This is a genomic window from Mesorhizobium sp. M6A.T.Cr.TU.017.01.1.1, from assembly GCF_004023115.1.
Classification (GTDB): Bacteria; Pseudomonadota; Alphaproteobacteria; order Rhizobiales; family Rhizobiaceae; genus Mesorhizobium; species Mesorhizobium mediterraneum.
In genome coordinates this window covers 1-22,341 of sequence record NZ_RZTA01000084.1, presented here as the reverse complement: position 1 = coordinate 22,341, position 22,341 = coordinate 1, and the positions used below count along the sequence as shown (strand labels likewise).

Genomic DNA, 22,341 nt, shown 5'->3' with positions numbered 1-22,341 from the left:
AATGAAGAGGCGACAGCAACCAGACCGGCCGGGGCGAGGATACCATGCGCGAGAACCACTCCGACGTCTTCGATCTGTTTTCGGAGATTTACACGAATGCGGCGCAGGAGGAGATAAGCATCCAGCAATATCTCCTCGCCTGCCGTGAGGATAAATCGATGTATGCCTCGGCGCCCGAACGGATGGTCGAGGCGATCGGCGAACCCACTCTGGTCGACACCAGCATGGATGAGCGGCTCGGCCGCATTTTCGCGAACAGGACAATCAAGGTGTACCCCTCCTTCGCCGAGTTTTATGGCATGGAGGACACGATCGAGCGTATCGCCGGCTATTTTCGCTACGCCTCTCAAGGGCTTGAGGAGCGCAAGCAGATTCTTTACCTGCTCGGCCCTGTCGGCGGCGGCAAGTCCTCGCTGGCCGAACGGCTGAAGAAGCTGATGGAGCAGCGTCCGATCTATACGCTGAAGGTCGGCGACCAGATCAGCCCGGTTTTCGAATCGCCGCTCGGGCTTTTCCATCCCGACCGCATGGCTGACCTTTTGGAGGACAAATACGGCATCGCGCGGCGCCGGTTGAACGGCTTGATCTCGCCGTGGGCGGCCAAGCGCCTCGATGAACTGTCCGGCGACATCTCCAAGTTCAGCGTCGTCAAGCTGATGCCTTCGCGGCTGCGCCAGATCGGTATCGCCAAGACCGAGCCAGGCGATGAAAACAACCAGGACGTTTCGGCCTTGGTCGGCAAGGTCGACATAAGACAACTCGAGCATTTCAGCCAATCCGATCCGGACGCCTATTCCTACAGCGGCGGCCTGAACCGGACCACGCAAGGGTTGCTTGAGTTCGTCGAGATGTTCAAGGCGCCGATCAAGGTCCTCCATCCGTTGCTGACCGCTACCCAGGAAGGCAGCTACAACGGCACGGAAAACTTCGGATCTTTCCCTTATCAGGGCATCGTCGTGGCCCATTCCAACGAATCGGAATGGCTGCAGTTCAAGAACAACAAGAACAATGAGGCGTTCCTCGACCGTATCCTGGTGGTCAAGGTGCCGTATTGCCTGCGGGTCACCGAAGAAAGGCAGATCTACGAAAAGCTGCTGCGCGAGAGCGAGTTGGCCTCCAGCTCCTGCGCTCCGGAGGTGCTGGACATTCTCAGCCGGTTCACCGTATCGACGCGTCTGGCCGAGCACGACAATTCGCCGCTCTACACGAAGATGCGCGTTTATGACGGCGAAAACCTCAAGGACATAGATCCCAAGGCGAAGTCGGTTCAGGAATACCGCGATGCCGCTGGGGTCGACGAAGGGATGACCGGCGTCAGCACGCGCTTTGCTTTCAAGATCCTGTCGCAGACATTCAACTACGACACCAAGGAAGTGGCCGCCGATCCCGTGCATCTGATGTACATTCTGGAGGAGGCGATCAAGCGCGAGCAGTTCCCAAAGGAAACGGAAGCTGCTTATCTCGACTTCATAAAGTCCGAACTCGCCCCGCGTTATGCCGAGTTTATCGGCCATGAGATCCAGAAGGCTTATCTGGAATCCTACAGCGAATACGGCCAGAACCTGTTCGACCGCTACATCGCCTACGCCGACGCCTGGATCGAGGATCAGGACTACAAAGACTCCGACACCGGCCAGATCCTCAATCGCGAGGTGCTGGACAACGAACTGTCGCAAGTCGAAAAGCCGGCCGGCATCGCCAATCCCAAGGACTTCCGCAACGAGGTCGTGAAGTTCACGTTGCGCGCCCGGGCCAGGAATAATGGCCGCAATCCGTCATGGACAAGCTATGAAAAGCTGCGCGAAGTCATCGAAAAGCGGATGTTCGGCCAGGTCGAGGATCTGCTCCCGGTGATCAGCTTCGGCTCCAAGCAGGACAGCGTAACAGAGAAGCGGCATACCGAGTTCGTGCATCGGATGGTCGGACGCGGTTACACCGAACGTCAGGTCCGCCGGCTGGTGGACTGGTACATGCGGGTGAACAAGGCGGGTTGAGTCCGGCCGGGATGGTTCCATGCCGATCTTCATCGATCGCCGACTGAACCCGAAGGACAAGAGCCTCGGCAACCGCCAGCGCTTCCTGAAGCGTGCGCGCGAGGAACTGAAGCGAAGCATCCGGGATCAGATCCGCACCGGCAAGATCGCGGATGTGGATGCCGAGCATGCCGTCTCCATGCCAGCGAGGGGCACAGCCGAGCCGAGCTTCGGCGATGCGAAGGACAGCGGCAGGCGGCAGCACATCCTGCCGGGCAACAAGCATTTCGCCCCAGGCGACCGGGTTCCCAAGCCCGGCCAGGGCGGCGGCGGCTCGTCTCCCGGGAAAGCGGTCTCGGAAGACGACTTTCGTTTCGTGCTCTCGCGCGAGGAGGTGCTCGATCTCTTCTTCGAGGATCTCGAACTTCCCGACATGGTCAAGCTCAATCTCAAGGAGATACTTGCCTTCAAGCCGCGCCGGGCTGGGTTCGCCGCGACCGGTGCCCCAACCAACATCAATGTCGGGCGCACGATGCGAAACAGCCATGGTCGCCGAATTGCGCTCAGGCGTCCCAAGCAGGGGGAACTCGATGCGATTGCGGAGGAACTCGCAATCCTGGAGGCAGAGCCCGCGAGCGCGGCGGCAGGCCAGCGCATTACAGCGTTGCGGGAAGAGCTTGAGCGACTTGAGCGCCGCCGCAAGCGGATCGCCTATGTCGACCCGGTCGACATCCGCTTCAACCGTTTCGACTTCCGGCCCGTGCCGAATGCCAATGCGGTCATGTTCTGTCTCATGGACGTATCCGGCTCAATGGGCGAGCGCGAGAAGGATTTGGCCAAGCGCTTCTTCGTGCTGCTGCACCTGTTCCTGAAACGGCGCTACGATCGCACCGAAATCGTCTTCATCCGTCATACGCACGAGGCGCAGGAGGTGGATGAGGAAACCTTCTTCTACAATACGCAAAGCGGCGGTACGGTCGTTTCCACGGCCCTCGAAGAGATGCACCGCATCATCGAGCAACGCTATCCCAGCAACGAGTGGAACATCTATGCCGCCCAGGCATCGGATGGCGACAATTTCGTGACCGATTCCGAGCGCTGCATAGGCCTCATGGACAGCCAGATCATGCGCCTGTGCCAGTATTTCGCCTATGTCGAGATCATCGACGAACGCGAGAGCCATATTTTCGGCACCACCGACAATGGAACCTCGCTCTGGCGCGCCTACAATGCTGTCAACCAGAGATGGCCGAATTTCCAGATGAGCCGCATCGCCAACGCAGCCGACATCTATCCGGTCTTCCGCCAGCTCTTTGCCAGGCAGCCGGCCTTCCAGAAGAGCGCTTGAGGGAGAGCCGATGGCGAGCCAGACCAGCAAATCCGGCCAAACCAGCAAATCCGGCCAAGCCAGCAAATCAGGTTTGCTCTTTTCCGGATCCGACTGGGATTTCAAGACATTGTCGCGCGCCTACGAAGCGATCGAGGCGCTCGCGATCGAAGAGCTTCACCTCGACGTCTACCCGGTGCAGATGGAGATCATCTCCTCCCAGCAGATGCTCGACGCCTATTCCTCGGTCGGCATGCCGCTGATGTATCGCCATTGGTCCTTCGGCAAGCATTTCCTCTACCAGGAATTGCTCTATCGCAAAGGCGGGCGGGGGCTCGCCTATGAACTGGTCATCAATTCAAATCCTTGCATCGTCTACCTGATGGAGGAAAACACCATGGCCCTGCAGGCCCTGGTGACAGCCCATGCAGCGCTTGGTCATAATCATTTCTTCAAGAACAATCACCTGTTCCGGCAGTGGACGGATGCCAGCGCGATCCTGAGCTATCTTGATTTCGCGAAGGGTTACATTGCCCGCTGCGAGGAGCGGCACGGCGTGGCCGCGGTGGAGGCGATCCTCGACTCCGCCCACGCGCTGATGGAGCAGGGCGTGTTCAGATACCATCGGCCGCCGAAGCTGTCGTCGGAGCGGCAGCGCGAAGGCGTTCGCGAGCGCCTGGAGTACGAAGAGCGGTCCTACAATGACCTGTGGCGCACGCTCCCGCGTTCGAAGGACGGAGACAATGTTGGGGAAAAGGATCCCGGCATGGCGGAGCGGAAGAAAACGCTCAACCTGCCCGAGGAGAACCTGCTCTACTTCCTGGAAAAAAACAGTCTGGTCCTGGAGCCTTGGCAACGTGAAATCATCAGGATCGTCCGCGTCGTCGCGCAATATTTTTATCCGCAGCGGCAGACGCAGGTGATGAACGAAGGTTGTGCCACGTTTGTGCACTACACACTCATGAACACGCTGTTCGATCGCGGCCTGATCACCGAAGGCGCGATGCTGGAAATCCTGCGCAACCATTCGAACGTGATTTTCCAGCCGGGCTTCGACGATCCGCGGTTTTCCGGCATCAATCCTTATGCCTTGGGCCTGGACATGATGCAGGACATCCAGCGCATATCGACTGAGCCGACCGCCGAGGATCGTGACTGGTTCCCCGATATAGCCGGCAACGGCAATTGGCGCGAAACCCTGCTCGACGCATGGGCGAACCATCGCGACGAATCTTTCATCCGCCAGTATCTGAGCCCCGCCCTGATGCGGAAATGGCGGTTCTTTATCCTCGCCGATGCCGCCAGCGAACCGCATTACGAAGTCGCGTCGATACACAATGAGCGTGGCTACGAAAAGATACGCGCCGGGCTCGCTCACAACTACGACATCGGCGCCAGCCGGCCGGATATCCAGGTGGTGGATGTGGATCTGCTCGGCGACCGACAGTTGCGACTGGAGCACAAGGTGAAGAACGGCATCGTGCTGGAGGAGGCCAGCCGCGACGCGACACTGCGCCATATCCGTAGCCTGTGGGGCTATGAGGTCAGCCTGGCGGCGATCGATGCGCAAACGGGTGGGACGCTCAACGAGCGTTCGACCAGCCAAATCGGGGAATGATCAACCGGACGGCCGGCGACGGCGTCGGTCTACAGCCAATCGCTGCGGGGCCGCGCTGTTTCGCCATGCGTCAGCCCAGCCTCTCGTGATCAGGCTTGCTGTGGGTCCGATGCTCTGGCCGTAGGACCCGGGAAGGTCGGTTCCGTGGGAATCTCGGGTGGTGTATCGGGAGGAATTTCGACGGGCTGCCTTTCCGGGCTGGGAACGGGATCAGGCGAAGGCGGAGGAACGCCCGGAGGCTCATTCGGCGGAGTTTCCGGCGGAGCAGGCGGCCGGGCAGGCTCAGGATTGGGATTATCCGGTATTGGAACGGGATTGTTCGGATCAGGATCAGGATCGGTCATGGCCGTTTCCTTGAGGAGGATCACCCTGGGATGTTCCTGAGGAACACCCTGGGATGTTCCTTGAGGAGGATCACCCTGGGATGACAACCATCGCGCCTGACGATGGTTCCCTGCCGTCACAGGCGTGGCCATTTGGAAGGCCGATGGCACGGACGCGCCGTCCGAATGACAATTTCGGCGGAGCTCAATGCCAGCGGCGCTGGAAAATGGGGCCGCGCCTCCACCTTCGTCACCTTTACCGGGTCGGGGAGCACTCTATGTACGCTGCTTATTGCGAGGCACGGATCAGGGAGCAGCAGCATGCGCGCGTTCATGATTGTCACCCTTCTTCTGGTCGCAATCACGATGGCGCTCTCGCTCGCGCACGCGTTGGAGTTGCCCGGCAAGTTGCGCCTCAAGGAGGCCACTTACAAATCTGTGCAGGCGATCTACTATCCCGGCTTCACTATCGGCGGGTTCGCCGAGATCGGCGGCATCATTGCGCTCGCCATCCTGCTCTACCTGACGCCTTATCCAGGCGCTCGATTCTGGTGGACCTTGACGGCCCTTGTCTTCTTGGTGGCGGAACATGCGACCTATTGGTTGGTCACCCATCCCGTCAACAATTTCTGGGTGCAAGATGTCGCTGTGTCGAAGCCAGCCGCGACGTTTTTTTCATTGCTCCCTCGGAAGCAAAGCCGCGACTGGAGAGACTTGCGCGACGTTTGGGAAGCCTCGCACGTCGCCAGGGCAGGCCTTGCGATGCTGAGCCTGATCTCAATTGCTGTCGCCGCGACATTTTTTGCTGGGAGTGAATAACGCGGAGGATGCGCAGCGACGCTACTTGTTCGTCCGCATCTTCTGCCTTGGATTGATTCCGCCAAGGGCATTCGTGTCGTTCTCGACGTCGCCTTCGATCGTGTTTTCGCCTTCGAGCACGAGTTCGTCGCCTTCCTTGATCGTGCCCTTGGAGGTCCCGATACCGGGATTGTTCCTCAGATCGGCATCGCTCGGCTTTTTCCATTTTGGATGTTTGGTTCCGCTCATGGCACAACTCCTTCGAAAAGGGTCCTGTTCTAGAAACAGCAGGGCGCGATGAATGTTCCGCCGAAACGCACCTTGATGCGGCTCTGCCGTGAGGCGCTAAAGCCCGAACGGATAGGTGTCGGGAACGCCCGTTCCGACATGCTCCGGCCCAAGCGGCGTCACCGCGGCGGTCTCGTCAAACCAGACGAACGCGTCAAATTGCTGGGAAAGAGAGGCATCCGCATAGTGGCTGCGCAGCTCGGTCTCCGGCCGATAGATCACGCCGATGAAGCGCTCCAGCCGACGCTCCAGAAGCCGTTCGCGCAGCGTGTCGTCGCGCTTGATGTCGAGCAGGAAACGCGAGACGCCGCAGTCGTGGCAAAGCCGCTCGTAGCTATCGCTATGGGAAGGCCGCACCCGCTTGATTTCCATCTCGCCGTCCCAGTCGGAGGCCGCGGCCACTGTCCCGGAATGCGTGCCGAGCCCGATCAAGGCTGCCCCGTCGCCGAAACGCTGGCGGCAGAGCTGGCCTATGTTCACTTCGTCCCTGACAATTCCCATCTCGGTATAGCGGGCGTCGCCAATATGGGAATTATGCGCCCACACGACCGCCTTGGCGTTCGGCCCGCGAGCTTCCAGCAGATGCTCGAGCGTCTCGAACATGTGGGTGTCGCGCAGGTTCCAGGACTGCGCGCCGCCATAGTACATGATCCGATAGTAGCGTTCTGCGGAAGCGATCAGCCGGGCATTCTGGGTGGCATCCAGAAAATCGACGCCGTCCTGCTGCGCATAGTCGAGCTGTTTGGCAAGCAGTTCGCGGCATTGTTCAAGCACCGCCTTCTCGCATTTCTCGTAACCCGATGTGAGCGCGACACGGCCATAGGTGGATGGCTCGTTTTGCCAAGGCGTCAGGCAGCCATAGCGTTCACGTGCGATCTTTGCCGCCTGCGGATCGACCCGGTCGAGATATTGCAGAACCGCGGCGATCGATCCGCTCATGTTGTAGATGTCGAGGCCATAGAACCCCGCCAGTCGGGACGATATCCTGATCCTTTCATTGTGTTGTCGCATCCAGTCGACGAACGCCGCAACGTCCGTGTTGCGCCACATCCAGGTGGGAAACCGCTGGAACGGCGGATCGGCGTCAGCGCGTGACGACCGGTGGCGGACGTAGCGATCGATCGCCGCTGCATCAGGCCAGTCGGCCTCGACTGCGACGATGGTGAAGCCGTGTTTCTCGATCAGCCTGCGAGTGATCGCCGCGCGGGCTCGGTAGAACTCCGACGTGCCGTGGCTCGCTTCACCGAGCAGGACGACGCGCCTGTCGCCAAACCGGTCGAACAATTCGCCGAACGCCGGATCGTCGAAATCCGGCAGCGGTTCGGCCGCCGCCGCGATCATCTCCGGCAGGCTGCGCGTGCGCGCGCGTCCGGACGGACGATCCGCGATGCGGCTGCCATTCTCGGGCCAGCCCTGCTCGCCGATGAGCGGGACAAACCGCACGCCGCCGAAATCCTCTTCGCTGTAAGTTGCAGCGCCGGTTCGGGTGACCTTGAGAAGGCGCTGATCATGCGGTTCGTCGCCGACCGGGATGACGAGCCTGCCGCCGACGTCGAGCTGCTCCTGAAGCGCAAGCGGCGCACCGGGTCCGCCGGCTGCGACCAGAATGGCGTCGAAGGGCGCTGCGTCGGGCCAGCCTTTGGTGCCATCGCCGGTGCGAACTTCGATATTATCATAGCCAAGCTCTTCGAACCGCTGCCTCGCCGTTTCGGCCAATCCAGCGTGGCGTTCGATCGTGTAAACGCGTTCGACGATCCGGCTCATCACGGCAGCCGCGTACCCGGAGCCGGTGCCAACCTCCAGGACATGGTCGCCCGGTCCGATCTCCGCCATCTCGATCATCAATGCGACGATGTAGGGCTGCGATATCGTCTGGCCCTCCGCAATCGGCAGCGGCCCATCCTCGTAGGCGAATTCTTCAAAGCCGGGTGCGACGAAAGCCTCGCGCGGAACCTCACGCATCGCTTCCAGCACCTCGTGGTCATGGATGCCACGGCGACTGAGATGGACTTCGACCATTCGGTTGCGTGCATCGGGAAGATCGAGCATCTTTTGCTCCTCTTGCCAGTTGGCGGCCCTCCGGCCCGATTGTGCCCCCCAATCGTGCCCAACGGCGACAATCCCTCCATCAGTGCGCGCCCGGCCTCGGCAGCGCTTGATCTCATTTCCTGCGGCTCGTCTCCTTAACCGTTGGCGAGCTTCCAGGTTCCTGCAAAAGAGCGATTGGCGGGCGTAAATGGCGGCTCCAGCCGAACTTATTTCCGTGAAAATCCTTTCTCCGGGGCGATGGCACTCCAGATATCGACGGGCAAACGCATTCTGGAGACGTTTCGATGAACGACGAGGCTCGGACCACCGCGCAGCCAACAGGCCTTGATCAGGTCGCTCTCATGAACCGCTATTGGCGCGCCGCGAACTACATTTCGGTTGGCCAGATATACCTGCTCGACAATCCGCTCCTGCGCGAGCCCTTGAAAGCCGAGCACGTCAAGCCGCGGCTGCTCGGCCATTGGGGCACGACACCCGGCCTCAATTTCATCTACGTCCACCTGAACCGCGTCATCCGTGAGCGCAGTCTCGAAATTCTGTTTATCTGCGGCCCAGGTCATGGCGGCCCGGCGATGGTCGCGAACACATGGCTCGAGGGCACCTACAGCGAGATCTATCCGGAAATCGGCCAGGGCGAAGACGGCCTGAGAAAGCTCTTCCGGCAATTCTCCTTTCCTGGCGGCGTGCCTAGCCATGTGGCGCCCGAAACGCCCGGCTCGATCCATGAAGGCGGAGAACTGGGATATGCGCTGGTCCATGCTTTCGGCGCGGCCTTCGACAATCCCGATCTGGTGGTCGCCTGCGTCGTCGGCGACGGTGAGGCGGAAACCGGTCCGCTCGCGGCGGCATGGCACTCCAACAAGTTCCTGAACCCGGCATCCGACGGCGCCGTGCTGCCGATCCTGCATCTCAACGGCTACAAGATCGCCAACCCGACAATCCTAGCCCGCATGGATGACGTGGAATTGCGAAGCCTGTTTGCCGGCTATGGCTACGAACCATTTTTCGTCGAAGGTCACGAGCCAATTCCCATGCATCGGTTGATGGCCACGAAGCTGGACACCGCGCTGGACAGGATCCGCTCAATCCAGAAGCGAGCCCGTGCTCCGGGCTGGCAGGGAGAGCGTCCGCTGTGGCCGATGATCGTGCTGCGCAGCCCGAAGGGCTGGACCGGACCGAAAGAGGTCGATGGCAAGAAGGTCGAGGATTTCTGGCGCTCGCATCAAGTGCCGGTGTCGAATGCTCGCGGCAACGAGGCGCACCGCAAGATCCTCGAAGACTGGATGCGGAGCTACGAACCGGAAAAGCTGTTCGACGACGGCGGGCGTCTACTTCCAGACCTGGCGGCGCTTGCGCCAAACGGGTCCCAGCGCATGGGCGCGACCCCGTATGCCAATGGCGGATTGCTGAAGCGCGACCTCGCGCTTCCAGATTGGAAAAGCCTGGCGCTCGATGTGCCGCGTCCAGGAGGCGCCAAGGCCGAGGCGACGCGGATTCTCGGAAGCTATCTCCGCGACGTCATACGCCTGAATGCTGAGGCCAGGAATTTCCGGCTGATGGGGCCGGATGAGACATCCTCTAACCGCCTTGACGACGTATTCGAAGTCACGGACCGGGTCTGGATGCAGCGGATCGAGCCCTATGACGTCCAGCTCTCCCGGGACGGCCGCGTCATGGAGGTGCTTAGCGAGCATCTCTGCCAGGGTTGGCTGGAGGGCTATCTGCTGACCGGCCGCCATGGCCTGTTCTCCTGCTACGAGGCGTTCATCCACATCGTCGATTCCATGGTCAACCAGCATGCGAAATGGCTGAAGACATCCAGAGAGCTTGCCTGGCGCAAGCCGATCGCTTCACTCAATTACCTGCTGACCTCCCATGTCTGGCGGCAGGATCACAATGGCTTCAGCCACCAGGATCCGGGCTTTGCCGATTTCGTCGCCAACAAGAAGGCCGATACGGTCAGGCTCTATTTCCCGCCGGATGCCAACACGCTGCTCTGGATCACCGATCATTGCCTGAGAACCTACAACCGCATCAATGTCATCACCGCCGGCAAGCAGCCAGCGCAGCAATGGCTGTCTGTCGAAGACGCAGAGACGCATTGCCGGGCGGGGGCGGGGATCTGGGAATGGGCCGGAGCTGGGAAAGGCGAGGATCCGGATGTGGTCATGGCCTGCGCCGGCGACGTGCCGACACTGGAGACGCTCGCTGCCACCGACATTTTGCGCTCGGCGCTTCCGGACCTGAAGGTTCGCGTCGTCAACGTGGTCGACCTGATGACGCTGCAGTCAAATTCAGAGCATCCGCATGGCCTCGCCGATGAGGATTTCGACGCGCTGTTCACGAAAGCCAAGCCGGTGATCTTCGCCTATCACGGCTATCCCTATCTCATCCACCGGCTGACCTACCGACGCGCCAACCATGACAACATGCATGTGCACGGTTTTCGCGAGGAAGGCACCACGACCACGCCGTTCGACATGGTCGTGCTCAATGAGCTCGACCGTTTCCACCTGGCGCTCGCCGCGATCAAACACGTGCCTGGGCTCGCCGAACGGGCGAAAGATCTTGCCGCCGAACTTCAAGCGAAGCTTGTGGAGCATAGGGCCTATGTCCGCGAGCACGGCGAAGACATGCCCGAGATTCAGAATTGGAACTGGCCCCAAAGCGGTGCGACGAAGGCGGGCGATTGATGCGACAGGCAATTCTCGCGCTGAACGCCGGCTCCTCCAGCATCAAGTTCGGACTATACGACCTTGAACCCTCTGGGGAACTGCAACTCGTCTCGCGTGGTGCGCTGGATCTCGGCGACGCACCGAGGCTCAGCGCAAAGGCGGCCGAGGGAACGGTGCAGTGTGATCGGCCGCTTGCGGGAGACGCGCGCAATGCCGGCATCGGCGCGTTGCTCGACTGGATCGAGAGCGAGCTTGGCGGGCGGAAACTAATCTCCGCCGGCCACCGCATCGTGCATGGCGGGCGCGAATTCGTCGAACCCGTCCGTCTGACGCCTGAGGTGATCGACGCCTTGGACAGGCTGACGCCGCTTGCGCCGCTGCACCAGCCTCGCAGTCTCGCGCCGATCCGCACGCTTGCCGCGCTGCGGCCGGACCTGCCGCAGGTCGGATGTTTCGACACAGCTTTCCATCAGACGATCGATCCGATCGTGAGCCGCTTCGCGCTGCCGCGCAAATACGATGCGGAAGGGATCCGCCGCTACGGGTTTCATGGGCTTTCCTACGAATACATCGCCGGGCGGCTCAAGGAGATATCGCCCGCTCTTGCAGCGAAGCGGACGATCGTTGCCCATCTCGGCAGCGGAGCGAGCCTATGTGCCATGCACGACGGAAGAAGCGTCGATACGACGATGGGCTTTTCCGCGCTCGACGGCCTGGTCATGGGCACACGCTGCGGCGCCATCGATCCGGGCGTGCTCTTGTACTTCGTCCTGGAAAGAGGCATTGCGGCGGAGGCTCTGCAGCACATGCTCTATGAGGAATCCGGGCTGCTCGGAATATCCGGCATCTCAGGTGACATGCGCACGCTGGAAGCGAGCGACGACCCCCACGCGCGCGAAGCGGTGAGCCTTTTTGCGTTCCGGGCCGCAAGGGAGGCCGCCGCGCTCGCCAACACTTTGGGCGGCCTCGAATGCCTCGTGTTCACCGCCGGCATTGGCGAGCGCTCGGCGCCGGTCCGCAAAGCAATATGCGAAAGGCTCCATTGGCTTGGCGTGGCGATCGACGAGCCATCCAATGCCTCGCATGCCGGGATCATAAGCCGGCCGGACAGCAAGGTCGAAATACGCGTCGTCGCGACCGACGAGGAGAGCATCATTGCCCGCCACACGCGGGTGCAAGGGAATGCTCGATAACGCAATCAACGGCACGGTTTCCAACGCAAGGAACCCTGCGCGCCCGCGCCCGTTTCCCCATCTGATTACCAAAGGGAGAAATCCAATGGCCGAGACCACCAGTACGGCAGGCGCCTCAAAGGCGACAACCGAAGCCCAGGAGGCGATGAAGAAGCAGATCGCTGAGCTTCGCCGCGAAATCACCAAAATAAATCGGACCCTTTCCGACCAAGCCGAGGAGGCACAGGGCTGGTACGATAGCGCGGCCGACCGGGCCTCGCGTGCGGCCCGACAATTGCGCAACCAGGCGCACACCGTGTCTGAGACTGTCCAGCAGAACCCAGGCACAATCTCTTCGGCGATGGTGCTTGGCGGCGTATTCGGTGTCCTTCTCGGAATTGTGATTGCGAAGAGTTCCGAGCCTGAGCGGCGGTGGTTCTAGGGACAGATGACCACCTTGCAGTGCCGAGCCTGGCTATCGGCAATCAAGCATGGCTTTTGCGCTATCGGCATCCGTTACGATGACCGTCGCCAACCCGGCCCCCGCCACAGCTAGAAGAATGGCATGTTTGTGCGTCCCGCCTGAGGCGATGATGCGGCAGGGGATATTGCGGTAGTCTTCGAGCTCCGGCGAAAGCACCTGGCGGTTGAGAGGGTGGTCCACAGGCTTACCTTCGGCATCGAGATAGCGGCCCAGGAGGTCGCCGACGGCGCCGGCGGCAATGAGATCACGCGCATCCGTTCCCTCAGGCAGGCCGTAACGCACTTGCAGCGATTGCCGCGATACGTCCCCCACGCTCAGATAGGAGACATCCACATCATAGGTGCGGGGGAATATCCTCTGGAACACCGATTGGGAAATGATCGCCTCGCGCGATTGCGGGCTCTCGGCGTAGATCGGCGCCGCGAAATAGCAGCATTGCGCGCCCAGGACCTGCGCGAAGCCGCGGACGATCTCGAATGTGTTGATCTCCGAGCCGCGCGTCAGTCCGCCCATCATCGACCGAATCTCCATCTGCGGCTCGCTGACCGCCGTCATGTGCCGCACGGTTTCCCGCAGCGTCGCGCCCCAGCCGACGCCGATGGAGGCAGGCTTGCGGCTTTGGGTCAGCCGGTCCAGATAGGCGGCAGCACCCCGTCCGATGACCGAGTGCACCAGCCCGGGATCGCCCGGCGTCGGCACCACGACGGCATCCTGCAGGCCGAACCGGCTTCGCAATTCGGCCTCGAGTTCGATATTGGCGGCAAGCGGCGAGCTGAAGCCTATCCGCACGATCCCTTCCTCAAGTGCTGCGGCGAGAAGCTCGTTGACCCTGCGGCGGGTGAGATGCATACGCTCGCCGATCTCAGCCTGCGTCAGACCCTCCACATGATAGAGCCATGCGGCCCTGATCATCAGCTCCTGCTGGTCCATGCGCTTTCCTCCCCCCATGCCGTGGCCGCTTTCAGTTACAAACGTCACACTGGTGTAGCATTTGTAACCTACGAATCCCGGCGATCTGTTTCCGGCTGACTGGCCGATGTCAGCAAGGAAGTCATGGCCGTTTAGCCGGATAGCAGATTCAACAAGAATAGATCAACATGGATAAATGCTCTAGGCATGGGCAGGATACTCCGTGCTTATTTAGAAGATAGTTATATTAATACTTTGTGCCTAAATGTGTAATCTGCGGATTGTCACAAATAATTCATCTGTTCATTGCGAAACAGACACAGTGCTGAACATAAAACCGGTCGGATTGCTTTGGCCACGACTTGCCATTCCCGCAAAAGGAGATTCCGATGTTTTCACTCACTCGGCGCGGCGCGCTTGGTATCCTCGGCGTAACCGCAGGCAGCATGATGCTGCCGCGCTTTGCGATCGGTCAGGGCGCGCGCCCGTCCGTCACCATCGCCGTGCAGAAGATCACCAACAACAACACGCTCGACATATGGAACGAGCAATCCAATGTGGGCGAGCGGGTGTTTTTCCCCAATTTCTGGGAAGGGCTGATCCTGCGCAACTGGATGGGCAACCAAGGCCTGGTTCCCGGCCTTGCGACCGAGTGGAAACGGATCGACGATAAGACCGTCGAGCTCAAGCTGCGCCAGGGCGTGAAGTTCCACAATGGCGACGAGCTGACCGCCGATGACGTGGTGTTCAGCTTCTCGGCCCAGCGCGTTTTCGGCGACACGCAGCCGGTCGGCGGCAAGACGATCTTCGAGGACGACCACAAACCCGCAACGCCAAAGGAACTGCCTGCCACGATACCCGGCATCGGCCGCCGGCTGTGGCCCCGGCTCGCCGGCGTCGAGGCGGTGGACAAACACACGGTGCGTTTCCACAACGCGACCTCGGATGTGACGCTGGAGGGCCGCCTCTATGCCTTCGGCAGCCAGATCGCCAACCGCCGTGCCTGGGACGAGGCGGCGAACTATGTCGACTGGGCGCGCAAGCCGGTCACCACCGGCCCCTATTCGGTCGGCGAGTTCAAGCCGGACGTGTCGCTTACTCTCGTGGCCTTCGACGACTATTGGGGCGGTCGCCCGCCACTCGAGCAGATCCGTTTTGTCGAGGTTCCGGAGGTCGCCTCGCGCGTCAACGGGCTTCTGTCTGGCGAGTATGATTTTGCCTGTGACCTGCCGCCCGACCAGATTCCCGCTGTTCAGGGCGCCCCCGGCTTCGAGGTGCAGGGCTCGACGATCCTCAATCACAGGGTTTCGGTGTTCAACACCCAGAATCCGATACTCGAAAACCCGCTGGTGCGCCGCGCCATGACCCATTCCATCGACCGCCAGGCGATCATTGAAGCGCTATGGGCAGGCCAGACGACGATTCCGGCCGGGCTACAGTTCCCCTTCTATGACGAGATGTTCGTGCAGGGCTGGAAGGTGCCGGATTATAACCCCGATCTGGCGCGCGAGCTGCTGAAGCAGGCCAATTACAAGGGCGACGCGATCCCGTTCCGGCTCCTCGACAATTACTACACGAACCAGACTGCGAACGGCCAGATCATGGTCGAGATGTGGAACCAGGTCGGCCTCAACGTGCAGATCGAGATGAAGGAAAACTGGGCACAGATCCACGACCCGGCCGGCGTGAAAGGCGTGCGCGACTGGTCAGCCGGATGCGCTTTCAACGATCCTGTTGGCGGCATCGTCAACCAGTACGGCCCGAATGGTGAAGTCCAGCAGAAGAAGGATTGGACCAATGCCGAGGCCAATCAGATGGCCGCGATCCTGGAAACCGGCACCGACCACGCCGCCCGCAAGAAGGCCTTCGCCCGCATGCTGGAAATCTGCGAGCGGGAGGATCCGGTCTATCAGATCCTTCACCAGAATGCGGTGTTCACCGGTATGAAGTCATCGCTGAAGTGGAAGGCCGCCCCCGCCTTCGCCATGGATTTCCGCTCCACCAACTGGGCAAGCTGACCAGCAGCCACGAACCGGCTCCGGCAGGGAAACGCCCGCCGGAGCTTTTTCTTTTCACGATGTCCTTCGGGCGGACGGAGCGGAAGCGGATGGCGATGACAGCTGCAACGGCCAATCTGGTGGAACTGCGCAACCTGAAAGTCGCCTTCGACGGCGTTCAGGTGCTGCACGGCATCGATCTCGATGTCGCACGCGGTGAGGCGCTCGGCCTCGTCGGGGAATCAGGATGCGGCAAGTCAGTGACATGGCTGGCGGCGCTCGGCCTGTTGCCCGGCAAGGCAAGCGTGACCGGCTCCGTGCGCCTCGAGGGACGCGAGCTATGCGGCAGCCCGCGCAGCACGTTGGAGCAGGTGCGGGGCGGGCGGATTGCCATGATCTTCCAGGATCCGTCGAGCTCGCTCAACCCGGTCCTGTCGATCGGCCGCCAGATCACCGAGGCGCTGGCCATTCATCGGGGGCTACGGGGCGAGGCAGCGAAGACCGAGGCGCTGAGGCTGATGGACATGGTCGGCATCCCCGATGCCCGCCGCCGCTTCGATCTCTACACACATGAATTTTCCGGCGGACAATGCCAGCGCCTGATGATCGCCATGGCGCTGGCGGGTAAACCGGACCTGTTGATCGCGGACGAGCCGACCACCGCGCTCGATGCGACCATCCAGGCCCAGATACTCGATCTCCTGATCCGGCTGCAGGCCGAAACCGGCATGGCGCTGGTGTTCATCAGCCATGATCTCGGCGCGGTGTCGCAGGTCTGCGAACGCGTTTGCGTGATGTATGCGGGCCGCATCGTAGAGGAGGGTTCGGTCGCGCAGCTGTTTTCCAGCCCTCGCCATCCTTATACACGCGGCCTGTTCGACGCGATCCCGCGCATCGACGGTCCTCGAAAACGGCTGATCCCGATACCGGGCACGGTGCCGAACCCGAAAACGCTGCCGCAGGGCTGTGCCTTCGCGCCGCGCTGCTCGCGCACCACCGCTTTCTGCGAGACGTCGCCGCCCTCCCTCCTGCCGCAAAAGGACGGCCGCAAGCTCGCCTGCGCGCACCCGATCGAACTTGCGGTAGCCGGCAAGGCCGAACGCAAAGTCCCCGAAGATCTGCTGCAATGACGCCGCTGATCGAAGCAAAGGAGCTGGTGCGCATTTACGCGCTCAGGCACGGACCCTTCTCCCGCCCCAGTTTTGTTCGCGCCGTGGAGGATATTTCGCTGTCGGTATTCCCCGGCGAAACGCTGGGCATCGTGGGGGAGTCCGGCTCCGGAAAGTCGACGCTCGGACGAATGCTGCTCGGCATCGATCCGGCCCAGGGCGGCGAGGTGCGCTTCGAAGGGCAACCGATGCCGAGGCTTGGCACGCCGGAATGGCGGGCGCTGCGCGCCAAAATGCAGCTTGTCTATCAGGACCCGCTGGCCGCGCTCGACCGGCGGCAGACGATCGCGACCCAGATCGGCGAACCGCTGGACATTCATCGCATCGGGCCCAGGGAAAGCCGCGCCGGTCGCGTTGAGGACCTGATGGCGGCCGTCGGCCTGCGCCCCGACCAGGCCGGCAGCTATCCGCATGAGCTTTCCGGCGGGCAGCGCCAGCGGGCGGTGATCGCGCGGGCGCTGGCCGCCCGGCCCAAGCTCCTGGTGTGCGACGAGCCGGTCTCCGCGCTTGACGTGTCGATCCAGGCGCAGGTGGTGAACATGTTGAGCGACCTGCAGGAAGAGAACGGCATCGCCATGATCTTCATCAGCCATGACCTGAAGGTCGTGCGCAACCTGGCCGACCGTGTCGCCGTCATGTATCTCGGCAGGATCGTCGAGGAAGCCTCCTCCGACGTGATTTTCCAGTCGCCACGGCATCCCTACACCAAGGCGCTGGTTTCCAGCATGCCGATCCCCGGCAAGAAGCTGGAGGGACGTGTCATCCTCCAGGGCGAGCCGCCCAATCCGGCCGCACGTCCGTCGGGCTGCGCCTTCCATCCCCGCTGCCCTGTTGCGCGAGACATCTGCCGCACCAGCACGCCGGCGCTGCGCTCGGTCGAGACGGGGCGTACCGCCGCCTGCCATGTCGTGGCGGACAACGCCGCGATCGCGGCCTGATGGAGCCCGCATGATCCGTTTCGTTCTCGTGCGCGTTATGAGAGCCGTTATCACCATCCTTGCGGTGATGACCTTCGCCTTCGTCGTGCTGCGCATGTCGGGGGACCCGGCCGAGGTGATGCTGGGGCCGGACGTGCCGCAAAATGTCATCGAGGCGTTCCGCAAGTCGTGGGGTCTCGACCAGCCGCTCTGGATTCAATATTTGGCTTACCTCAAGTCGATCTTCACCGGCGATTTCGGCGTGTCGATGCGCGACAAGGCGCCCGCGCTGCAACTGGTGCTGGAGCGCGTGCCGGCCACGCTGCAGCTCACCGTTCCGGCGCTCATCCTGAAGCTGCTGATCGGAATTCCGGCCGGCGTCTATGCGGCGCTGCACCGACAGAGCTTCGCCGATCGCGGCGTGATCCTGCTGGCGATCCTCGGCTTTACCATCCCCTCCTTTGTCATGGGCCTGCTGCTGGTGCTGATCTTTTCGGTGACGCTGGGCGTGTTGCCTTCCGGCGGTCAGGAGACATGGGTGCATGGCATCCTGCCGACGCTCACCATGAGCGTGGGCGGCGTAGGCATACTCGCCCGTTTCTCGCGCAGCGCCATGATCGAGGTGATGGGGCAACCCTATATCCGCACAGCTTCCGCCAAGGGGCTGAAATGGCGCGACGTGGTGTGGGGCCATGCGCTGCCCAACGCAGCCGTGCCGATCGTGACCATCGTCGGCTTCATGGTCGGCTCGCTGATCGCCGGCGCGGTGGTGGTGGAATCGATCTTCTCCTGGCCGGGCATCGGCAGGCTGCTGATTGTCTCGGTCAGCAATCGCGACCTTGCTGTCGTCCAGTGCATCCTGCTCATCGTCGCGGCCACCATGGTGGTGTCGAACCTCGTCGTCGACCTGCTCTACGGCTGGCTCGACCCGCGCCTGCGCTCGCCCGCGAGCCATTGAGGAGAACCGGCATGGCTTCGATCTATCCGGCGACCACACAGGCAAACGCGAGGCAAAGGGCTGGTTTCCTGTCGTCCATTCGCCGCAACCTGCCGCTGAGCGTCGGTCTCGGAATCCTGTGGCTGGTCGCCATGGTGCTGGTTGCCATATTTGCCGACCGCATCCGCCCCTATGGGATCACGCAGATGGATCTCACCAGCCGGCTTGCGCCCCCCGGCATGCTGAAGCACTTGCTGGGCACCGACGAGCTGGGCCGCGACGTGCTTTCGCGCCTCATCCAGTCGATCCGCCTTTCGCTCGTCATCGCCTTCGGGGCGACGCTCCTCTCGGCCGTGTTCGGCACGGCGCTCGGCTTCGCCGCCGCGCAGTTTCGCGGTTTGGTCGAGCATCTGGTGCTGGCGCTGGCCGACTTCCAGGCGGCCCTGCCGTTTCTCATCATGTCGCTGGCGGTGCTGGCGTTCTTCGGCTCCTCCATGGTGCTGCTGGTCTGCCTGATGGGTTTTTACGGCTGGGAGCGCTATGCGCGCATCGCGCGCGGTCTCGCGATCTCGGCGGGCGCGCAGGGCTATGCGGCCTCGGTGGTGCAGCTCGGCGCTACGCCGGCGCGGGTTTACCTGCGCCACATCCTGCCCAACGTCGCCTCGACGCTGATCGTTTCGATGACGCTGACCTTTCCCGAGATCATCCTGATGGAAAGCGGGCTGTCCTTCCTCGGCCTTGGCGTCCAGCCGCCGGCGACCAGCCTCGGCAATATGGTCGGCTTCGGCCGCGAATATCTGACCCGCGCGCCGTGGATCATGCTGGCGCCGGCCGCCGTCATCATGCTCACCACGCTGTCCATCTCGCTGGTTGGAGACTGGCTGCGCGACAGGCTCGATCCCACGGTGCGGTGAGATGTCGATCAGTTCTAGGAGACTTCCATGACTTTGATCACTGGCATGACTTTGATCACCGGCCATCGCGGCGCCCGCAATCTGTGGCCCGAGAACTCGCTTGTGGGCTTCCGCAACACGCTGGAGCTCGGTGTCGATGCCATCGAATTCGATGTTCACCTGACGGAAATGGGCGAGCTCGTGGTCATCCACGACGCAACGCTCGAACGCACGACGGAAGGCTTTGGACCGGTGCGGAAGCTGACGTTCGAAGAACGGGCAAACGTGAGATTGAAAGATACGGACGAGACCATCCCGACACTGGCGGACGTGCTGGCCGCGCTTTCTTCCAGGGCCGGGCCGGACCTGCATGTCGAGATCAAGACCGACGAAACCGGCATGCCCTATCCCGACATTGCCCGGCGCGTCGCCGAGGAGCTTCGACGCTTCGGCGTGGAGGACAGGACGCATCTGACGTCCTTCGACATTTCCGTTCTGGAAGACTGCCGGCGCCACGCGCCGCAGGTCGCGCGCCTCGTCTCCGTCAATGCTGACTGGGCCGAAAGACAGGGTGGCCTGGCGGCATTCCTTGCTCGCGTCGACGGACTCGTGGACATCGTCGCCATCCATCACGAGCTGATGGAGGCGCAATGGGACCTGGTTCGCGCCACGCTGCCGCTCGACCGGCTTTGGGTGTGGACGGTGAACGAGGAGGCGACGATCCGCCACTGGCTGGGACGGCGGATCGGCCGCCTGACATCGGACCGCCCGGACCTCGCCATCGCCTTGCGCTCCGCCGTGGTGACGGCAGCGCCGCTCGAAACCAACCGGGCCTGATCACGCCGATCGGCCGCATAACGACAATGCCAATCTGGCCCCACCTGGAGACAAAGCAAATGAGCAATCTTATCGCAACCGGCTTCAACGCGCAGTCTCGCGACGGCGAGCTGGATAGCCTCGAAGCCGATCTTCGCCGGCTCGAAAATATCGGCGTCGACACCGTCGAGCTTGCGCTCACCAGCATCGATCTCATCGCGGGCGGCCGCATCATTAGGGAAAGAGCGGACAGGCTCGTCGCGTTGACGGCCAAGTTTTCCTTCCGCTACACGGTTCATGGCCTCGTCTCCTCCAACTTCATGGACCCTGCGACCTGCACGTACCAGCTGCAGGCTGCCAAGGCGCTGGTCGAGATCTGCGACCGGATCGGCGCCCGTATCCTCGTCCAGCATGGCGGTTTCCTGCGCGCCGACCAGCCTCTCTTGCGCGCGGATGCGGACCGGCGCGAGCGCGAGGCTCTGTCCGAACTGGCGGAATTCGCCAAGCCTTACGGCGTACGCATCGCGCTGGAGAACATCTTCACCGCGGAACCGGGGCAATACCGGCAGACGCCAGCGGAGGTGGCCGAGACCGTCAAGGCCGTCAACCATCCCAATCTGGTCGCGCTGATCGACTTCAGTCATGCCTATCTCGAAGCGACCTATCGCGGACTGAACTTCCGCGAGCAGATCCGCGCCATGGCGCCAGTGGCCGGGCATCTGCATGTCCACGATTCCTTCGGCCGCCCACAGGGTTTTTACAAGCCCTACTTTCTGCAGGAAGCGACGGCGCTGGGCCTCGGCGACCTGCACATGCCGCTCGGCTGGGGCGACATCGCCTGGGAGGAGATTTTCAGCGAGCTGGCGTTCCTGCCGGGAACGGTGCTGATGATGGAGATCGGCGAACGCTACCGCAGCGAGCAGCCAGCCAGCCTCGAACGCGCGAAACGCCTAATGGCGCTGAACGGCACGCGCAGTTCCATGGCTGCCGAATGACAGGCCATTTGATTTTGGCCTGAAGGACATTGCAACGGTCGAGACTGTCTGGGTATCGTTGGCATAGTTCGAATTGAGGAGCAGCCGGCCGGATCGGCCGGCCGCACTGCCGCTTAAGGTTCGTGTTGGCGACGCAACCAACTGATGGAGAAGATATGCGGCAAGCGCTGATCGTGTGGGGCGGCTGGGACGGACACGAGCCGGAAGAGGGTGCGCGCGTCGTCAAGGCGATGCTCGAAGAGGAGGGGTTTGGCGTGCGCGTCGAAACCACGACGGAGATATTCGCCGACCCCGCGATCGCCGATTTGAGCCTGATCGTCCCGATCTACACAATGGCCAAGCTTGCGAAGAACGAGGAGCTCAACCTGACAAAAGCAGTCGAGGGCGGTGTCGGCCTTGGCGGCTATCATGGCGGCATGTGCGATGCATTTCGCGAAGCCACGGAATACCAGTTCATGTGCGGCGGCCAGTGGGTGGCCCACCCGGGCAACATCATCGACTACCGGATCGACATCACCAGGCGCGACGATCCCATCATGAACGGCATCGATGATTTTTCGTACCGCTCGGAGCAGTACTACATGCATGTGGATCCGTCGAACGAGGTGCTGGCGACAACCACCTTCTCCGGCGAGCACGCATCCTGGATCGAAGGCGTGGTCATGCCGGTCGTCTGGAAGCGCCGGCACGGCAAGGGAAGGGTGTTCTATTCGGCGCTCGGCCATGCCGCCAAGGAGTTCGCGGTGCCGCGGATGCGAACGATATTTCGTCGCGGCCTGGTGTGGGCGGCGCGCTGAGAGCGCTTGCCGGAGCACGCACCGTCGTTTCATCGGGCAATGCGGCGCAGGGCCAAGGCAGCGACAGCGGTGGCCGCTGCCAGAAGCGGCAGCCAGGCTTGCGGATCGCCCATGGCATGGAGCGTCAGGCCGCTGAGCAGCAGCCACAGCAGCGGTATCGGAAACAGCAGCGGCGGGCCTGTGGCGCCGCTGTTTCCGATACCG

At 62.1% G+C, this 22,341-nt stretch carries 18 protein-coding genes; 15 read left to right on the top strand and 3 right to left on the bottom strand.

The genetic code is table 11. The features are described 5' to 3' along the window. Positions 1 to 44 precede the first annotated feature (44 nt). From EOB36_RS23510 to EOB36_RS23495, 4 genes are all read left to right on the top strand, one after another. The gene (locus tag EOB36_RS23510) at positions 45 to 1,994 is read left to right on the top strand and encodes a PrkA family serine protein kinase (protein ID WP_126105492.1); all 1,950 of its coding nucleotides are present in this window, start codon (positions 45 to 47) and stop codon (positions 1,992 to 1,994) included. A gap of 19 nt (positions 1,995 to 2,013) precedes the next feature. Next, positions 2,014 to 3,321, top strand: coding sequence for a YeaH/YhbH family protein (locus EOB36_RS23505; protein ID WP_126105493.1), 1,308 nt, complete (start codon positions 2,014 to 2,016; stop codon positions 3,319 to 3,321). Positions 3,322 to 3,331: 10 nt separating this feature from the next. Then, positions 3,332 to 4,918 carry a SpoVR family protein gene (locus EOB36_RS23500; protein ID WP_128285823.1) on the top strand — a complete coding sequence of 529 codons (1,587 nt, stop codon included), beginning with the start codon at positions 3,332 to 3,334 and terminating at the stop codon, positions 4,916 to 4,918. Positions 4,919 to 5,562: 644 nt separating this feature from the next. Beyond that, the gene (locus EOB36_RS23495; RefSeq protein WP_095489095.1) at positions 5,563 to 6,060 is read left to right on the top strand and encodes a DUF1772 domain-containing protein; all 498 of its coding nucleotides are present in this window, start codon (positions 5,563 to 5,565) and stop codon (positions 6,058 to 6,060) included. Positions 6,061 to 6,081: 21 nt separating this feature from the next. Here EOB36_RS23495 and EOB36_RS23490 read toward each other — a convergent pair whose 3' ends face one another. Next, positions 6,082 to 6,288, bottom strand: coding sequence for a hypothetical protein (locus tag EOB36_RS23490; RefSeq protein ID WP_027151394.1), 207 nt, complete (start codon positions 6,286 to 6,288; stop codon positions 6,082 to 6,084). A gap of 96 nt (positions 6,289 to 6,384) precedes the next feature. Beyond that, the gene (locus EOB36_RS23485) at positions 6,385 to 8,376 is read right to left on the bottom strand and encodes a protein-L-isoaspartate(D-aspartate) O-methyltransferase (RefSeq protein WP_095489096.1); all 1,992 of its coding nucleotides are present in this window, start codon (positions 8,374 to 8,376) and stop codon (positions 6,385 to 6,387) included. A gap of 284 nt (positions 8,377 to 8,660) precedes the next feature. On the opposite strand from EOB36_RS23485, the gene EOB36_RS23480 reads away from it, so the two are divergent. The 3 genes from EOB36_RS23480 to EOB36_RS23470 all read left to right on the top strand — a co-directional run bounded on the left by EOB36_RS23480 (position 8,661) and on the right by EOB36_RS23470 (position 12,665). Further along, the gene (locus tag EOB36_RS23480; RefSeq protein ID WP_128241350.1) at positions 8,661 to 11,069 is read left to right on the top strand and encodes a phosphoketolase family protein; all 2,409 of its coding nucleotides are present in this window, start codon (positions 8,661 to 8,663) and stop codon (positions 11,067 to 11,069) included. Then, positions 11,069 to 12,244 carry an acetate/propionate family kinase gene (locus tag EOB36_RS23475; RefSeq protein WP_164897593.1) on the top strand — a complete coding sequence of 392 codons (1,176 nt, stop codon included), beginning with the start codon at positions 11,069 to 11,071 and terminating at the stop codon, positions 12,242 to 12,244. Before EOB36_RS23480 ends, EOB36_RS23475 begins: the two co-directional genes overlap by 1 nt. 85 nt (positions 12,245 to 12,329) lie before the next feature. Beyond that, complete coding sequence (locus EOB36_RS23470) at positions 12,330 to 12,665, top strand: hypothetical protein (RefSeq protein ID WP_095489098.1); 336 nt, start codon at positions 12,330 to 12,332, stop codon at positions 12,663 to 12,665. 33 nt (positions 12,666 to 12,698) lie between these two features. Here the strand turns inward: EOB36_RS23470 and EOB36_RS23465 are convergent, their stop codons facing one another. After that, on the bottom strand, positions 12,699 to 13,637 hold the full coding sequence (locus EOB36_RS23465) for a sugar-binding transcriptional regulator (RefSeq protein WP_126105499.1): 939 nt from the start codon (positions 13,635 to 13,637) through the stop codon (positions 12,699 to 12,701). A 368-nt stretch (positions 13,638 to 14,005) separates the two neighbouring features. Between EOB36_RS23465 and EOB36_RS23460 the strand changes: the two genes are divergently transcribed. The 8 genes from EOB36_RS23460 (at position 14,006) to EOB36_RS23425 (ending at position 22,137) form a co-directional block, all read left to right on the top strand. Continuing rightward, complete coding sequence (locus EOB36_RS23460) at positions 14,006 to 15,634, top strand: ABC transporter substrate-binding protein (RefSeq protein WP_128285822.1); 1,629 nt, start codon at positions 14,006 to 14,008, stop codon at positions 15,632 to 15,634. 95 nt (positions 15,635 to 15,729) lie between these two features. After that, complete coding sequence (locus tag EOB36_RS23455) at positions 15,730 to 16,743, top strand: ABC transporter ATP-binding protein (RefSeq protein WP_095489252.1); 1,014 nt, start codon at positions 15,730 to 15,732, stop codon at positions 16,741 to 16,743. Further along, positions 16,740 to 17,720 carry an ABC transporter ATP-binding protein gene (locus EOB36_RS23450; protein ID WP_095489101.1) on the top strand — a complete coding sequence of 327 codons (981 nt, stop codon included), beginning with the start codon at positions 16,740 to 16,742 and terminating at the stop codon, positions 17,718 to 17,720. The genes EOB36_RS23455 and EOB36_RS23450 overlap by 4 nt, the downstream gene beginning before the upstream one ends. A gap of 10 nt (positions 17,721 to 17,730) precedes the next feature. Then, a complete protein-coding gene (locus EOB36_RS23445; RefSeq protein ID WP_095489102.1) occupies positions 17,731 to 18,657 on the top strand; it encodes an ABC transporter permease in 927 nt (308 codons plus the stop codon). A gap of 11 nt (positions 18,658 to 18,668) precedes the next feature. After that, positions 18,669 to 19,550, top strand: a complete 882-nt coding sequence (locus EOB36_RS23440) for an ABC transporter permease (RefSeq protein ID WP_128285821.1) — start codon at positions 18,669 to 18,671, stop codon at positions 19,548 to 19,550. 45 nt (positions 19,551 to 19,595) lie between these two features. Next, complete coding sequence (locus tag EOB36_RS23435) at positions 19,596 to 20,366, top strand: glycerophosphodiester phosphodiesterase family protein (RefSeq protein WP_128285826.1); 771 nt, start codon at positions 19,596 to 19,598, stop codon at positions 20,364 to 20,366. Between the two features lie 59 nt (positions 20,367 to 20,425). Further along, positions 20,426 to 21,340: a TIM barrel protein gene (locus EOB36_RS23430; RefSeq protein WP_095489104.1), complete on the top strand. Its 915-nt coding sequence runs from the start codon at positions 20,426 to 20,428 to the stop codon at positions 21,338 to 21,340. Between the two features lie 155 nt (positions 21,341 to 21,495). Continuing rightward, positions 21,496 to 22,137 (top strand): ThuA domain-containing protein, encoded by a 642-nt coding sequence (locus EOB36_RS23425; protein WP_095489105.1) that lies wholly within the window; start codon positions 21,496 to 21,498, stop codon positions 22,135 to 22,137. Positions 22,138 to 22,341: the final 204 nt, after the last annotated feature.